15 protein-coding genes and 1 other annotated feature are annotated in these 15,571 nt (G+C 40.0%); of the genes, 12 read left to right on the top strand and 3 right to left on the bottom strand.

What is annotated here, in order from left to right:
* Nucleotides 1–33 precede the first annotated feature (33 nt).
* The 6 genes from IEO70_RS11940 to IEO70_RS11915 all read left to right on the top strand — a co-directional run bounded on the left by IEO70_RS11940 (nucleotide 34) and on the right by IEO70_RS11915 (nucleotide 5,733).
* Nucleotides 34–1,140, top strand: coding sequence for an ABC transporter ATP-binding protein (locus IEO70_RS11940; protein ID WP_190998611.1), 1,107 nt, complete (start codon nucleotides 34–36; stop codon nucleotides 1,138–1,140).
* Nucleotides 1,130–1,939 carry an ABC transporter permease gene (locus IEO70_RS11935; protein ID WP_190998610.1) on the top strand — a complete coding sequence of 270 codons (810 nt, stop codon included), beginning with the start codon at nucleotides 1,130–1,132 and terminating at the stop codon, nucleotides 1,937–1,939. The genes IEO70_RS11940 and IEO70_RS11935 overlap by 11 nt, the downstream gene beginning before the upstream one ends.
* Nucleotides 1,926–2,729, top strand: coding sequence for an ABC transporter permease (locus tag IEO70_RS11930; RefSeq protein ID WP_190998609.1), 804 nt, complete (start codon nucleotides 1,926–1,928; stop codon nucleotides 2,727–2,729). Before IEO70_RS11935 ends, IEO70_RS11930 begins: the two co-directional genes overlap by 14 nt.
* A complete protein-coding gene (locus tag IEO70_RS11925) occupies nucleotides 2,726–3,799 on the top strand; it encodes an ABC transporter substrate-binding protein (protein ID WP_190998608.1) in 1,074 nt (357 codons plus the stop codon). Before IEO70_RS11930 ends, IEO70_RS11925 begins: the two co-directional genes overlap by 4 nt.
* Before the next feature lie 603 nt (nucleotides 3,800–4,402).
* Nucleotides 4,403–4,978, top strand: coding sequence for a LemA family protein (locus IEO70_RS11920; protein ID WP_190998607.1), 576 nt, complete (start codon nucleotides 4,403–4,405; stop codon nucleotides 4,976–4,978).
* Nucleotides 4,975–5,733 (top strand): TPM domain-containing protein, encoded by a 759-nt coding sequence (locus IEO70_RS11915; protein WP_407949199.1) that lies wholly within the window; start codon nucleotides 4,975–4,977, stop codon nucleotides 5,731–5,733. Before IEO70_RS11920 ends, IEO70_RS11915 begins: the two co-directional genes overlap by 4 nt.
* Before the next feature lie 234 nt (nucleotides 5,734–5,967).
* Here the strand turns inward: IEO70_RS11915 and IEO70_RS11910 are convergent, their stop codons facing one another.
* The gene (locus tag IEO70_RS11910) at nucleotides 5,968–6,438 is read right to left on the bottom strand and encodes a nucleoside deaminase (protein ID WP_190998606.1); all 471 of its coding nucleotides are present in this window, start codon (nucleotides 6,436–6,438) and stop codon (nucleotides 5,968–5,970) included.
* 380 nt (nucleotides 6,439–6,818) lie between these two features.
* Nucleotides 6,819–7,054: a binding site (T-box leader), on the top strand.
* Nucleotides 7,055–7,128: 74 nt separating this feature from the next.
* On the opposite strand from IEO70_RS11910, the gene IEO70_RS11905 reads away from it, so the two are divergent.
* The 3 genes from IEO70_RS11905 to IEO70_RS11895 all read left to right on the top strand — a co-directional run bounded on the left by IEO70_RS11905 (nucleotide 7,129) and on the right by IEO70_RS11895 (nucleotide 10,649).
* Entirely contained in the window at nucleotides 7,129–8,469 is a 1,341-nt protein-coding gene (locus tag IEO70_RS11905; RefSeq protein ID WP_190998605.1) for a sodium-dependent transporter, read from the top strand.
* Between the two features lie 141 nt (nucleotides 8,470–8,610).
* Complete coding sequence (locus IEO70_RS11900) at nucleotides 8,611–9,273, top strand: hypothetical protein (RefSeq protein ID WP_190998604.1); 663 nt, start codon at nucleotides 8,611–8,613, stop codon at nucleotides 9,271–9,273.
* A gap of 17 nt (nucleotides 9,274–9,290) precedes the next feature.
* The gene (locus IEO70_RS11895; RefSeq protein WP_190998603.1) at nucleotides 9,291–10,649 is read left to right on the top strand and encodes an efflux RND transporter periplasmic adaptor subunit; all 1,359 of its coding nucleotides are present in this window, start codon (nucleotides 9,291–9,293) and stop codon (nucleotides 10,647–10,649) included.
* 53 nt (nucleotides 10,650–10,702) lie between these two features.
* Here IEO70_RS11895 and IEO70_RS11890 read toward each other — a convergent pair whose 3' ends face one another.
* Nucleotides 10,703–11,311 carry a histidine phosphatase family protein gene (locus IEO70_RS11890; protein WP_190998602.1) on the bottom strand — a complete coding sequence of 203 codons (609 nt, stop codon included), beginning with the start codon at nucleotides 11,309–11,311 and terminating at the stop codon, nucleotides 10,703–10,705.
* Nucleotides 11,312–11,460: 149 nt separating this feature from the next.
* Here IEO70_RS11890 and IEO70_RS11885 point away from each other — a divergent pair, with 149 nt between their 5' ends.
* The 3 genes from IEO70_RS11885 to IEO70_RS11875 all read left to right on the top strand — a co-directional run bounded on the left by IEO70_RS11885 (nucleotide 11,461) and on the right by IEO70_RS11875 (nucleotide 14,757).
* Nucleotides 11,461–11,808 carry a metal-sensitive transcriptional regulator gene (locus IEO70_RS11885; RefSeq protein WP_190998601.1) on the top strand — a complete coding sequence of 116 codons (348 nt, stop codon included), beginning with the start codon at nucleotides 11,461–11,463 and terminating at the stop codon, nucleotides 11,806–11,808.
* A 60-nt stretch (nucleotides 11,809–11,868) separates the two neighbouring features.
* The gene (gene copZ, locus IEO70_RS11880; RefSeq protein WP_190998600.1) at nucleotides 11,869–12,075 is read left to right on the top strand and encodes a copper chaperone CopZ; all 207 of its coding nucleotides are present in this window, start codon (nucleotides 11,869–11,871) and stop codon (nucleotides 12,073–12,075) included.
* Between the two features lie 264 nt (nucleotides 12,076–12,339).
* Entirely contained in the window at nucleotides 12,340–14,757 is a 2,418-nt protein-coding gene (locus IEO70_RS11875) for a heavy metal translocating P-type ATPase (RefSeq protein WP_190998599.1), read from the top strand.
* Nucleotides 14,758–15,087: 330 nt separating this feature from the next.
* On the opposite strand, the gene IEO70_RS11870 is transcribed toward IEO70_RS11875, so the two are convergent.
* Nucleotides 15,088–15,571: transposase (locus tag IEO70_RS11870; RefSeq protein WP_190998598.1), on the bottom strand; the 484-nt coding region annotated here is incomplete at its 5' end.

The raw sequence follows: 15,571 nt of genomic DNA, 5'->3' as shown, positions 1-15,571 counted from the left end.
AATCATGGGGAAAGCCGTGAAAAGGAGAAGAATATGACAGAACAAACGATAATTCGATTTGAAGGCGTTACACAACAATATGATGATGATCCGGCTGTATTGAATAATGTCAGCTTTGAAATACAAAGAGGAAAGTTTTATACGCTTTTAGGGCCATCAGGTTGCGGTAAAACAACTATTTTGCGCTTGATTGCCGGCTTTATCAGTCCGACTCAAGGAAATATTTATATAAACGATAAGCTTGTCAATAATATCCCGGCCAACAAGCGCCAAGTAAATACGGTATTCCAAGATTACGCATTGTTCCCGCACTTGAATGTATACGAGAACGTGGCATTCGGGCTTCGTATTAAAAAAATGAAAAACAATGAAATTGATGTGAAAGTAAAAGAAGCGCTTCGCTTCGTGAACTTAGCAGGATATGAAAATCGTGAAATCACTGATATGTCAGGCGGCCAGCGTCAGCGTGTAGCGATTGCAAGAGCGATTGTTAATGAGCCGGAAGTTATCTTGCTTGATGAACCTCTATCAGCATTAGACTTAAAACTTCGCACAGAAATGCAGTATGAGCTTCGCGAACTTCAACGCCGCTTAGGAATCACATTTATTTTCGTTACGCATGATCAAGAAGAAGCATTGGCTATGAGTGATGAAATCTTTGTATTAAATAACGGTAATATCGAGCAAAGCGGCACGCCGATTGATATTTATGATGAGCCGGTTAACCGTTTCGTGGCGGATTTCATCGGTGAATCGAACATTGTCAAAGGTCGCATGATTGAAGATTACTTAGTGGAATTCACTGGCAAAAAGTTTGAATGTGTGGATGGCGGATTAAAGCCGAATGCAGCCGTTGAAATTGTCATCCGTCCTGAGGATTTAGAAATCGTTGCTCCTGAAAAAGGAAAGCTTTTAGTGACGGCAGATACTCAGTTGTTCAGAGGTGTACACTATGAAATTTCTTGCTACGATGAGGACGGAAACGAATGGCTTGTTCACTCGACAAAGAGAGCGGCTGTAGGAGAAAAAATCGGTCTATACTTCGATCCGGAAGCGATCCACGTTATGGTTCCTGGAGAAACAGAGGAAGAATTTGATGCGCGCTTAGAGGCGTATGAAGAGGCTGATCATGAAGAATAGCAGAAAATTATATGCCATTCCATATTATGTATGGATGCTCTTATTTGTTGTCGCACCAATTATGCTAGTTGTTTACTATTCCTTCATTGATATCGAAGGTAATTTTTCATTAGTCAACTATCAGAAATTCTTTACGCCGATTTATTTAAAAATGACATTGAGCTCATTCTGGTATGCCTTCTTAATCACAGCATTTGCTTTGCTAGTTGCTTATCCGGCAGCGTATTTGCTGACAAAAACGAAGCATAAACGACTTTGGCTATTATTGATTATTGTTCCTTCATGGATTAATTTATTGCTGAAAGCATATGCATTTATCGGGATTTTTGGATCGCACGGCCCTATTAATGCATTCCTTTCCGTAATGGGCGGGGAAAAACAGCTGCTGTTCACGGATTTCAGTTTTGTCTTTGTATCCGTTTATATTTTTATTCCGTTCATGATTTTACCTATTTTTAATGCGCTTGAGAAATTGAATCCATCATTGGTGGATGCATCCAACGATTTAGGTGCCTCCAATTGGACGACATTCTCCCGCGTAATCTTCCCGTTGACGCTTGATGGCGTGAAAGCAGGATGCCAAACAGTTTTCATACCTGCATTGTCACTGTTCATGTTGACGCGTCTTATTGCAGGTAACCGAGTGATTACGCTTGGAACAGCGATTGAACAGCATTTTTTGATTACAGAAGATTGGGGAATGGGTTCTACAATTGCCGTGTTCTTGATCATTACAATGTTCATCATTATGGGACTTACAGGAAGCCGAAAGCGAGGTATGAGAAGTGAAAAGAAATAATAAGCTTTCGACGATTTATTTAGCGGTTGTTTTCATCATTTTATATGCGCCGATTTTTTATTTGATTTTGTATTCCTTCAACAGCGGCGGCACAATGTCTGGGTTTGAAGGATTTACGTTAGACTATTATCGTGAAGTTATGCAAGACACGCGTTTGTTCATCATTGTCTTGAATACAATTGTCATCGCCTTACTTTCTGCAGCCATTGCGACCATCATTGGTGTTTTTGGGGCTATGGCCATTATGTATATGAAACAAAAGCAAGCAAAAAACACGCTACTATCATTGAATAATGTTTTGATAGTCAGTCCGGATGTTATCATTGGTGCATCTTTCTTGATTTTGTTTACGATGATTGGCATTAAGTTAGGCTTCACTTCCGTATTGCTTTCGCACATTGCGTTCGGAATTCCGATTGTCGTGATTATGGTGTTGCCGAAATTGCAGGAAATGAGTCCGACATTAGTGGATGCGGCGCTTGATCTCGGAGCAAGCAGATTTGAAGTAGTGCGGAAAGTAATCATTCCATACATCACTCCGGGAATTTTCGCCGGATTCTTTATGGCATTAACGTATTCTTTAGATGATTTTGCGGTAACATTTTTTGTTACGGGAAATGGTTTCTCCACTTTATCGGTAGAAATTTATTCATTAGCCCGCCAAGGGGTTTCACTGAGCATTAATGCCTTATCTGCTCTTCTCTTCCTATTCACTATGGTAATCGTCGTTGGTTACTACTTTATTAGTCAACGTAATACCCGTGCGAAAGGAGCGAGTGTGAAAAAATGAAACAATTGACGAGAGCATTTATTGCTGTATTTGTCGTTTCCTTCGCTTTATTATTTTGGATAAAACAATTGAATGCTTCAGAAGGCTACTCGGGGGATAAGACCATCTCTGTATATAACTGGGGCGATTATATAGATGAAGAATTGATTGCTAAATTTGAAGAGGAAACAGGGTATAAGGTCATTTACTCTACGTTCGATTCGAATGAAGCGATGATTACAAAAATCAATCAGGGCGGAACGAATTATGATGTAGTTGTTCCATCCGAATATGCGATTCAAAAGATGCGAGAAGATGATTTGCTGCAAGAAATCGATCACAGTCTAATTCCTAACTTGCAGTACATTGATGAGCGTTTTCTGGATTTATCATTTGATCCAGGTAATAAATATTCAATCCCTTATTTTTGGGGAACAGTAGGCATTGTGTACAATACGAAAATGCTAGAAGGCCGAACATTCGAGAGCTGGAATGACTTATGGGCTGAGGATTTAGAAAATGAGATTTTACTTGTTGATGGTGCCCGTGAAGTTATGGGAATGGGCCTGAATTCTTTAGGCTATTCATTAAACAGCAAAGATGAGTCGCAACTATTAGAAGCAAAAGAAAAGCTAGATACACTAACACCGAATGTGAAAGCAATTGTTGGTGATGAGATTAAGCTGTTGCTAGCTAATGAAGAAGCATCAATTGGAGTAGTTTGGTCAGGTGATGCTGCTGATGTCATGTGGGAGAACGAGAATTTGGATTATGTAGTACCTAGCGAAGGCTCTAACTTATGGTTTGATAACATGGTCATACCGAAAGATGCTGCGAATGCAGAAGGGGCTCATGCTTTTATTAACTTCATGTTGGATCCGGAAAATGCCGCTCAAAATGCTGATTACGTCGGTTATTCAACGCCGAACGTCGGAGCGTTTGAATACATGGATGAAGAAGTCATTACAGATGAGCGCTTTTATCCAAGCCCTGAGCTTACAGAGAAGCTTGAAGTGTACGATAACTTAGGTAAAGTGAAGTTAGCTCGCTATAACGAATTATTCTTAGAATTTAAGATGCATAGGAAATAAGAAAAAACGTTACCGGTCCTTTTTTCATCATGAATATGCTATTTGAATTCACCTCGATGAAAAAGGAGACATGCGGGAACCGAAATGCGGAAGCGGCCGGCAAGTAAGGAACAGCGACTAAGGACGCTACGTCCGCATATCTTCGTCGCTGTGACTCTCATCGTGAGAGCCCCGCTCGTGAAAAAAACGGTTTTGGTTTCTTGGGAGAGGCAGAAAAGGAACATCGGCTAAAGGCACCACGTCCGCGTGTCTTCGCCGATATGTCCTACATCTTGTAGGTCTCCGAGCATGGCAGGTATAAGGTTAGACAGCTACTCAAGATTGAAGTTGTACTATTTTATATAACAGAAAAAAGTCCGCTTTGCGGGCTTTTTTTGTTTGCTGATGCAAGTGTGTATTTTTGGAAAGTAATTAGAATGGGTTGAGTAGAATAGAATATGTATATTACGGCAACGATTGTACTAGAGTGTCGAGTATGAACATCTGTCTCGCCTGATTACTATTTTTCCATCAGTATCTGGGGCAAGCAGGTTTTCTCCTTTAATATTTAGTGTAATATAAAAGGTATATTGAAATAATAATTTGAAAAAGAGGTGCTTTTTATTGAAGAAGTATGGTTGGCTTATAGGTATTTTGGCTGTTATTGCTATTATAGCCATAACTATCATTCCGAGTTACAACGGGTTAGTAAATAAGGATGAAGACGTAGACCAGGCATATGCGCAGATTGAGAACCAATTGCAACGGAGATTGGATTTGATTCCTAATTTGGTTAATACCGTTAAAGGGTATGCAAGTCAGGAAAAAGAAGTGATCCAAAGCATTTCTGATGCACGCGCCAATTTAGCAGGTGCAAAAACACCAGGTGATCAGGCAACGGCCAATGATCAATTGACAACTGCATTGAACCGTCTGTTAGTTGTGGTAGAAAACTACCCGGATTTGAAGTCAAATCAGACATTTCAACAATTAATGGATGAACTTGCCGGCACGGAGAACCGAATTGCAGTCGCTCGCAAGGACTATAATGACGCTGTTTCTACATATAACCGCAGCGTAAAACGTTTTCCGGGTTCAATCATAGCAGGAGTTTTCAATTTTGATGAAAAAGAATACTTTAAAGCAAGCGAAGGAGCGGATCAAGCGCCTACTGTCGACTTTGGGGAGAATGATGAATGATGAAAAAAGCTGCTTTCAAATGGATAGCAGCACTTCTTCTCTTTCTTAGTCTTTCTCCTTTAATGGCGGAGGCAAAAGCGGACATACCTGATCCTGTAGGAGATATATACGTCCAGGACTTCGCCGGTCTGCTTTCTTCTGAGCAAAAAGCAAGTTTGAATATTCTGGGGAGAAACTTGGAGGATGCTACTACCGCGCAAGTAGCAGTCTTGACGGTAGATTCTTTAGATGGCTCATCAATTGAAGATTATGCGAATGAAGCCTTCAGAGAATATGGCATCGGCAGTAAGGAAGAGAATAATGGCGTGCTGCTTGTGATTGCCATAGACGATAAAGCGGTTCGAATTGAAGTAGGCTACGGTCTTGAAGGAGCGCTTCCGGACGGAAAAGTGGGAAGAATTCTTGATGATTTTACAATGCCTTACTTACAGGACGGGCAGTATGATGAGGCAATTATTCAAACGTATAAGGTTTTATATAATGAAGTCGCAACAGAATACAATTGGAACGGAGAGCAGGTAGAGACCGTTCCGTATGAGAATCAAGCAGATAATCCTTTCATGCTCATTATAGTGGGCGTCATTATCGTAATCATTGTAATTGTGGATATGCTGTTTTTTGGAGGTACATTCACAAGATTCTTGCTCATCATGTTGGCGAGAGGTGGTAATGGAGGCGGTAATGGAGGAGGCGGCGGTCCCCGAGGCGGAGGAGGCGGTTCCTCAGGCGGAGGCGGAGCCAGCCGTCATTGGTAATATAAAGAAGCTACAAATACCCCACACTGTTCTGCAGTGTGGGGTTTCTTTGGGGAGATAATATATATTAAAAAATGATAAAGGACTGGTGCTAGTTTTTCTTACACTATAAAAAAGCAGATAAATTGGCAACAAGGTGAAAAACTCGACTTAGACGCCAATTTCAAGTCTATAGTATAAGTACAACTAGACCTTTGCCTGCGCCTTATCAGGCTTGCCAAAGACAAGTTTACTTTAGTAGCTTATTTTAGATTCATAATAAGACCATTTCTCGAATGGTGCATTTTTTGTTTCGAGCGGCAAGGAAATAAAAGGTATGCACCGGGACGAATGGGGTTTCTGAATTTCTTCATAAATAAACGCATCATCAAATCCTGCTGAAGCAGCGTCGGTTTTGGCGGCAGCGTAATATACCTTGGCCGGTCTTGCCCAATAAATAGCACCTAAGCACATTGGACACGGCTCACAACTTGTATAAAGTATGCAGTTATCGAGCTGGAAGCTGTTTGAATTTCGGCAAGCTTGACGAATAGCTTCGACTTCAGCGTGTGCAGTAGGGTCTGAATTTTTAGTAACTGAATTTTGACCGATGCCTATAATATTGCCGTTTTGGTCAACCACAATGGCTGCGAAGGGTCCTCCGCCGTTTACTATGCTTTCATTAGCTAATTCAATTGTCTTTTGTAAAAAATCGCTATGATTCATGGAAACACCCTCCTTAAAATGTGATAGTAGTAGTGTACTATTTGTTTGGAAAAAATGGAAGTTAACATTCAGAATTATCAATTAAATTGTCGAGCAAGGTTGACTTTGCACGTTTGTTGTACGCTACACTTAACTGAATTTTAAAATTAATTAAAAAATATCTCACTTAAGTATATTATAACGAAATAATTTATAAAGAATTTGTGTTTATTTTGGATATATGGCGAATAAGGGGCTTTTGTTCTTTTGTGTGTATTTTTTGTTATATTGATATATTGAACTCAAGCGTGTAGATAGGAATAATTCAGAGGAAAGTCCAAAAGCAGACTTGACCTTTTTTTATTATGATAATATAATTTCGAGTATTATTATAAAATATTAAATGAGCGTTGAAGAGTCTATAGTAAGCCGGTCTCCCTGTTAGTAAAGAGAATCAGTGGTTGGTGAAAACTGATACAAAGATTTGGTGAATTTCATCCTTGGAGCTCTCCTTTGGAAGCGATAATACAGTATTGCGATATAAGGACGGTGTGAAACCGTTATTTTCTCACTAAGCGGAAAACAGCTGTTTTGTTTTCAATTAGGGTGGTACCGCGTGTTAAACCACGTCCCTATCTATTAGATAGGGGCGTGGTTTTTTTGTTGATTTGCGGAAAAAGGTTTTAAAAATAGAGATAGGAGTTGAACGATATGCAGCATCATGAGCAATGGTCTTCAAAAATTGGCTTTATACTGGCAGCAGCAGGCTCAGCGATAGGAATCGGAGCGATATGGAAACTTCCTTATGTAACGGGCGTCAGTGGTGGTGGAGCATTTTTTATGCTTTTCATTTTGTTTTCATTGTTGATCGGATTTCCGTTACTTTTAGCGGAGTTTGTTATTGGTAAAAGTACACAAAAGGAAGCAATCAGTGCTTACAGAGCACTGGCTCCGAATACGAAATGGCATTGGGTCGGCAAGATTGGTGTTTTTACAAGTTTCTTATTGCTATCATTTTATAGTGTTATTGGCGGTTGGATCGTTATTTACTTTGTTAAGGGGCTGTTTGGCGACATTATTTATGATTCTGCTCAATACAGTCAAGTGTTTGGCGACACAATCAGCAATCCGGGTTTGACGGTTCTTGCTCAAGGCGTATTCTTAATGATTACGGTTTATGTTGTAGCAAAAGGCGTTCAACAAGGAATTGAAAAGGCAACGAAGATTTTGATGCCGGCTTTATTCATCCTGTTTGTTGTATTAATTGTACGATCATTAACGTTGGATAATGCGATTGAAGGAGTGAAATTCTTCCTTTCTCCCGATTTTTCAAATATTAAATCTGAGAGTATTTTATTTGCTTTAGGACAATCGTTCTTCTCTTTGAGTGTAGGGGTTTCTGTTATGGTCACATACAGCTCATATTTGCCGAGAAGATCAAATTTAATCCAACCGGCAATATCTATCGTTTCGATGAACTTGGTTATTGCTCTTCTGGCTGGATTAGCGATTTTTCCTGCAGTTTTCTCACTAGGACTGGAACCTGCTGAAGGGCCGGGATTGCTGTTTGTCGTTCTCCCTTCTGTATTTGAGCATATTTTCTTCGGGGAATTTTTCTTAGTGTGTTTCTTGGCATTGTTCTTATTTGCTACTCTAACGTCAGCTTTCTCGATGCTGGAAATTATAGTTGCTTCGATTATTAAGGATGATGAAGATAAACGACGAAAATATTCTGTTATTATGGGGGCACTTATTTTCATTGTAGGTGTACCGTCAGCATTGTCTTACAGTTCTTTAAGTCATATTTCAATTTTTGGTTTGAATATTTTTGATGCGGCAGACTATTTAGTCAGTAACATCTTGTTGCCGATCGGCGCATTGTTAATTGCTATTTTCGTTCCGTTAAAAATTAGAAAGAAGGTTCTGCAGACAGAGTTGTTAGAAGGCTCAAGATTCGGCAAAACTGCTTTCAATATTTGGTACTATATTGTCAGGTACTTAATTCCGATTGTCATTGTTGTCGTATTTTTAGATGCAATAGGAATCATATAGTAGATCAGGAAGACCGGGATATATTGAATTCCGGTCTTTTTGTTTTGGATTCTTAAATATACTGTCGAATTTACCATTAAAAAGTTTCAAAAAATTTCAATTTTTGGTAATCTTATAATGATAGTGGAAAGGGGAAGAAACATGAATTTGCCAGTAAGACCTTTGAAGGGAATTATGAAACCGGGTATATACATCGATCAGTTAAAGTTAGCTGAGAATTGCAGTCAGTATAAACGTTACATTTTTATTTTATTGGCTATTAGCATCATTTTATATGCGTTAAATGCATTTTTAGGGATTGGGACAGAGTCACTGTCAAAAGAATTAATCGGTGCAGAGATGGAAACGTGGATTGCGAGAAGCCAATTGTTTTTGGTCGGCAGTACACTATCCGGTGCTTTAGTTGCTTGCATTTTTCTTTTTTTGAGCTCTATTTACTATTGGTCTTTTTTGCAAGCTGATTATCAACGAATTGTTATCGCTCAAATGAGTATTTTCATTTTGTTTTTAGTAGAAAAAGCACTGCAAATTCCTTTGTACATATGGTTGGATGTTGGTGATATATCAAATATTTTATCTTTCGGTATTATTGCCCAATATATATCGGACAGCCAGATTTTGGCTCATTTCTTAAGTCAAATCACGTTGTTTCGAGTTGGGATGTTGGTTATGTCTTATTATTATTTAAAGGAGTTATCTGAAGTAAGCAGAAGAACGCTTCTAATTGTAATCGGCTTTTTGTTTCTGTTCTTTTGGATAGCTTCAGGTTTATTATCATATATCAAAATTGGAGTTTTCTTCTAAGGGGGGCGGGGCGGCATATGTTGAAAAAGGTACGATATTACATATTGGCATTTGCAGTGCTCTTTATAGGAGTGAACCTCTTCCTCTTATTGAAGGAGGACAGCAAGGCTGAAAGAACGGTTTACGTGAGTGAATGGGAGCGAATCAAGAATGGTAATGTGACACAGACCTTCAAAACAGAGGGAGTAGCGCTACCGGAGAGCGAACAGTATGTGTATTTTGATGAGGAAGAAGGAGAACTGGCTTCTATTTATGTAAAGGAAGGGGAGTTTATTACTGCTGGTACTTCTTTGTTTTCCTATGATTCGGAGGAGCTGGAGAAACAAAAATCAGAAATAGAAATAGAAATTGAGCGCTTGGAGTCCGAAATTGATAGTGTCGAAGAACAGTTAGCGGATTTGAAAAAAATTGATACAAAATCATCAGCACGCAATCGTTCATCGAAAGAATCTAATTCCGAAGTAACGGTGAACGTGGATGTAAATGTGGATTTTTCGTTAATTGCTGAAAGCCAAGTAGAAGAATCAATTGCTGCTGCAAAGGCGGAAATTGGGAAATTGGAAGCGAAATTGAATGCCAGTGAACAAAAACTGGATCAGCTGGATGAACAGATTGATAATGTAACAGTATATAGCGATACAGACGGCATTGTCACTCAAATCAATAAAGATTTAAAAGCACCAATCATTACGATATCTTCTAATCAATTAGTCGTCGAAGGTCTATTGTCCGAGAAGCAAATGAAGGATGCTGAAGTCGGCCAGAAAGTCACAATGTATTCAGAACTGCATAAAAAAACATATGAAGGCGTCATTTCGCTCATTAATGAATATCCAACAGAGTTACCGAGCATAGGTAAGGAACCGGTTTATGCATTTTTAGCTACTTTTAACGAAGAAGAGCAGGAAGCCGATGCAGAAGACGAGTTTGCGGAGATAGAGGAGGAAGCATCTGAACTATCTGATGAAGCAGAGGGAATTGAATCAGAGGAAGAAACTGAGAAGGATAAAGACCGTCTCTTTGCAGGCACCAACTTGCAAGTGAAGGTAATTGTAGAAGAGGCATTGGATTTGCCGGTTATCTTGACAGATGTAACATACTCTGCAAAAGGGAAAGAGTATGTGTATAAATTAACGGCTGCCGGTATATTGGAACGTCATGAAGTGAAGCCGGCACTGACATTCAAAGGGAAATCGGCGATTGAGTCAGGCTTGGCTGCCGGTGAAGTCATAACTACACAGCCTAATGCTGTACCGGTCAATAAAGTATCTTACATAATGCCGATGAAGATGACAGGAATAAAGACAAAAGAAATAAAAAATATGAGAAAAAAACATTATGCCAAATATGTGCTGATGGGTTTGCTGGAAAATTAATTTAAAAAAGATGATTAGTAGCTCTAATCATCTTTTTTATGTTTGCGCTCCTGTTAGCCCGAATGCGACATATCACTTTCATATTCAATGTGTAATGAGTTACCGTCGTAAATGACTTTCGTTAAGCTCGTATTTTCAGGGCGTTTTTGCGTGAAAATCTCTGAAATAGGCATATTCTTAATTGTAGCAGTAAGCATTCTCAGAAAGATTGAATGTGCGACAACAAGTACTGTCCCGTTGCTATTCTGCTCAATAATCATTTGCATAGCTTGTTTGACGCGATTTTGCAGTTCATAGAATGTTTCACACGTTTCGCGTTTGAAGTTTTGCGGTTCTTCCCAGAAAGTACGGAAATCTTCCGGAAACTGCTCTATAATATCATCGCGATATTTTCCGTCCCAGTCTCCAAAGCACATTTCGCGGAAAACATCATCTTTGACAATGGGGATAACCCTGCCATCTGCAATAATTTCAGCTGTTTGGTATGCTCTCTTGCTTGTGCTGGCATATATTTTGTCGATTGGGGTATTATGAAGGCGTACGGCTAAGTTTTTAGCATCAGATAAACCGAGCTCTGTTAATTCACCATTGCCCCAACCTTGCATTCTGTGCTGTACATTCCATTCGGTTTGCCCATGACGTGTAAAATAAATTGTTAACATGGTGAACCTCCCTAAGTTGATGTATAAAATCATTGTATCGTACTATACTTAAAAATTTAAGCTTGTTACCTATATTTGGAAAAATTTTCAAAAGCACTTGAATAGGGTAGGGGGGTATGGTACATTATTGTTTGTAGGGGGGAGATTATATGTCAAATGATTTTTCAACCGAAGAAGAACGATTGGTTGAAGAAGAGTGTTGTCATTCGCAATCACACCGAAAAAGCCACCACTCGGAACAAGTTAAGAAAAACTTGATTACACGTTTGAACCGGGTAGAAGGGCAAATACGCGGCATAAAGGGCATGATTGAGAAAGATGTATATTGCGACGATATTATCACTCAACTGTCAGCCACTCAATCAGCTTTGAATAGTGTAGCCAAGTTGTTGCTTGAAGGCCATATGAAAACGTGTGTCGCAGAGCGCATTCAAGAAGGCGACTTAGAAGTGTTGGATGAAGTGATTGTGACTATACAAAAGTTGATGAAGAAGTAAGTCTAAATAGTTTTACGTTATTAATAAATAATAGATAGTAAAGGAAAAGGAGAGATACAGATGGAAAAGGTTATATTAAACGTCAGCGGAATGTCTTGCGGTCATTGTGTGAAGGCAGTGGAAGGCAGTGTAGGTGCGCTGAATGGCGTGAATGAAGTTAATGTTCAATTAAACGAAGGAAAAGTAGAAGTTAATTTTGATCCTTCAGTTGTGACGGTTGAAGCGATTAAAGATGTTATTGATGACCAAGGCTATGATGTAGAGTAATAGACTATGATGTGCTCCGGAATTGTCTAACCTTGCACCTGCCATGCTAGGAGGTCTAAAGGAGGGAGGTACAGCGACGTTGCTACAGGACGTAGCATCCTTACTCGCGGGCCGCTTCCGCTTATCCTCCCGCTTGGCTCTTTCAACGAAGTGAATCTAAGTAGCGTAGTCATGTTGAAAAAGAACGGTGCCGGTTTTTCTATTGCGGAGTTTTCTTAAATCTTCTATATACCCCTGTAAGGTATATGGGTGGAGGTTGGCAGTATGAGCGAAAAAATAAAAGAAACAACTTTTCAAGTTACAGGAATGTCATGCGCTGCTTGTTCAAGCCGAATTGAAAAGGTTTTGAAGAAGATGGACGGCGTGGAGGACGCTAATGTGAACCTTGCCATGGAAACAGCGACTGTTATTTATGATTCAAAAGAGTTATCCGAAAATGACTTGCAAGATAAAATTGAAAAGATTGGATACGGCGTAGCTGCGGATGTCGCGGAATTCACTGTTACCGGTATGACGTGCGCTGCTTGTTCAAGCCGGATTGAAAAGGTTTTGAAGAAGATGGATGGTGTAATGAATGCCAATGTCAATTTAGCCATGGAAACAGCAACAGTTTCCTACAACCCGGCTGTTTTATCGGCAAGTGATATATCGAAAAGAATCGAGAAAACCGGCTATAGTGCTGAATTGAAAGAGGACCAAGAAGAGGTTGACCATCGGGTGCTTTCTATTCAAAAACAAAAAATAAAGTTTATCATCTCGGCTATTTTGTCGTTACCGCTTCTTTACACAATGGTTGGACACTTTTCCTTTACATCCTTTATTTATATACCGGATATTTTCATGAATCCGTGGTTCCAATTTGCATTGGCTACACCTGTTCAATTCATAATCGGATGGCAATTTTATGTTGGTGCTTATAAATCGCTGCGAAATAAAAGCGCCAATATGGATGTGCTTGTTGCATTAGGCACATCTGCTGCTTACTTTTACAGTTTGTACGAAAGTATAAGCTCAATCGGCCATCATGGTCATAATGTTCATTTATACTACGAAACAAGTGCTGTATTAATCACGCTGATTTTGCTTGGCAAATTGTTTGAGGCAAAAGCGAAAGGTCGTTCCTCTGATGCGATTAAAAAGCTGATGGGGCTTCAAGCAAAAACGGCGGTGGTTGAGAGAAACGGCAAAGAACAAGTAGTAGCCATTGCTGAAGTTATCGTTGGTGATATCGTTCTTGTAAAGCCAGGAGAAAAAGTGCCGGTTGACGGTGAAATTATAGAAGGGCGATCGGCAGTTGATGAATCGATGCTGACAGGAGAAAGCTTGCCGGTAGATAAAAGTGCCGGTGATAATGTTGTCGGAGCGACAATCAATAAAAATGGCTTCTTAAAAATAGAAGCAACAAAGGTAGGAAAGGACACAGCACTTGCACAAATTGTGAAAGTTGTTGAACAAGCGCAAGGATCGAAGGCCCCAATTCAACGGCTTGCGGATAAGATATCAGGGATTTTTGTGCCTATTGTTGTTGCTATTGCTATCATTACCTTTATTGCATGGTACTTCCTTGTTAATCCCGGAGATTTTGCTGCAGCGCTTCAAAGTATGATCGCTGTTCTGGTTATTGCATGTCCGTGTTCGCTCGGATTGGCTACACCGACTTCAATAATGGCCGGTTCAGGACGCGCTGCTGAATACGGTATTTTATTCAAGGGCGGCGAGCACTTAGAGGGCACGCATAAAATTGATACCGTTCTGTTAGATAAGACTGGTACAGTCACGAATGGAAAACCAATTTTGACAGATGTAGAGACTGCTGCTTCATGGAAGGAGAAAGAATTTCTGAGATTGGTTGCATCAGCCGAAAAAAATTCCGAGCATCCTTTAGCGCAGGCAATTGTGCAAGGAGCAGAGGAACATGGAATAATGCCGGGCAAGGCAGAATCATTTCTTGTTCATCCGGGATTCGGGATTGAAGCTGAGATTGATGGGCGCAAATTGCTAATTGGAACACGCCGTCTGTTGCTTAATCATAAAGTGCACTTAGATGGAGAAAGCTTAAGCAAGGTCCAATCATTTGAAAAAGAAGGAAAGACAGCAATGCTTGTAGCAATTGATGGCACTTTTGCCGGAATTGTTGCCGTAGCTGATACGATTAAAGAATCCTCACAAGCAGCGATCAAACGCCTGCGGGATTTGGGAATCGAAGTGTGGATGATAACTGGTGACAATGAGCATACAGCAAAAGCTATCGCAGCCCAAGCCGGCATTCCACATGTCATTGCCGAAGTGCTGCCGGAACAGAAGGCTGAAGAAGTAAAAAGACTGCAGCAGCAAGGCAAACAGGTGGCGATGGTAGGAGACGGCATAAATGATGCGCCGGCGCTTGCCACTGCTGATATCGGAATGGCGATCGGCACAGGAACAGACGTAGCGATGGAGGCTGCTGATATAACGCTTATGAGAGGCGATTTAAATTCAATAGCGGACGCAATCACAATGAGCAAGCTGACAGTGCGTAATATTAAACAAAACTTGTTCTGGGCACTGGGGTATAATACGCTTGGAATTCCGATTGCTGCATTCGGTCTGCTGGAGCCGTGGGTGGCGGGAGCTGCTATGGCATTCAGCTCAGTAAGTGTCGTTCTGAATGCACTTAGACTACAAAGAGTGAAGTTGCAGTGAACTAATCAATCATTTGATTGAAAAAAGGTGGAGATAATCAAATGATTGATTAAAATCTCCTTTATTGCTGTACTTTAGGACAAAACAAAAGAAGGCTTCTGATGATTTTCTCAGGAAGTCTTCTTTTTTTAGAAAGTATATATTTTGAACAAAGATGGCTGCGAATTTTTGAGTGACGGTTTTTTCTGTGAAAATAAAAAAACTAAACGAAGCAAGTAGCGAAGAAAAGTAAGGAGAAAACAAGTGGATTTCAAAAAATGCCCAATCTTAAGAGAGGTATGCTTGTTTGTTTTTTAAAAAAACATACCCTAATCAATATGTTTTATAAGGTTAAGCTATTATACCTGGCTCCTTATAGAGTTGACGGTTTGTAAACAATTTATAAATGATTCTAACGAGCTTGTGTGCAATCGCTGTGATCGCTTTTTTCTTTCCTCTTCGTGCTGATAAAGACCAAAAGGTAGCTGCCATCTGCGTTTTTCTCGATCGTGAAATGCTCCAAGCGACTTGGCAGAGGGCAGCCTGTATGTGCGGATTGCCTTTAACGGTTTTGCTTCCTTTTTTTTTACCTGCACTTTCATTGTTGCCCGGTGAAACGCCGGCCCAAGAAGCTAAATGTTTAGAAGAAGGAAATTGTGTCATATCGGTTCCAATTTCAGCAATAATGGAAGCTGCGGATTGGATTTGAATACTAGGTACACTCAGAAGAATATCCACTTCTTCCTGATAAGGCTGCAGAAGTACTGAGATGCGATCTTCCAGTTCCTTAATGGACTTTTCAAGATAGATGATATGGTTCCAAGAGCTTTTAATC

Source organism: Peribacillus faecalis, assembly GCF_014712675.1.
Lineage (GTDB): Bacteria > Bacillota > Bacilli > Bacillales > DSM-1321 > Bacillus_AD > Bacillus_AD faecalis.
Note: the sequence above shows the minus strand (reverse complement) of the source record. Positions and strands in the feature narration are given on the sequence as shown.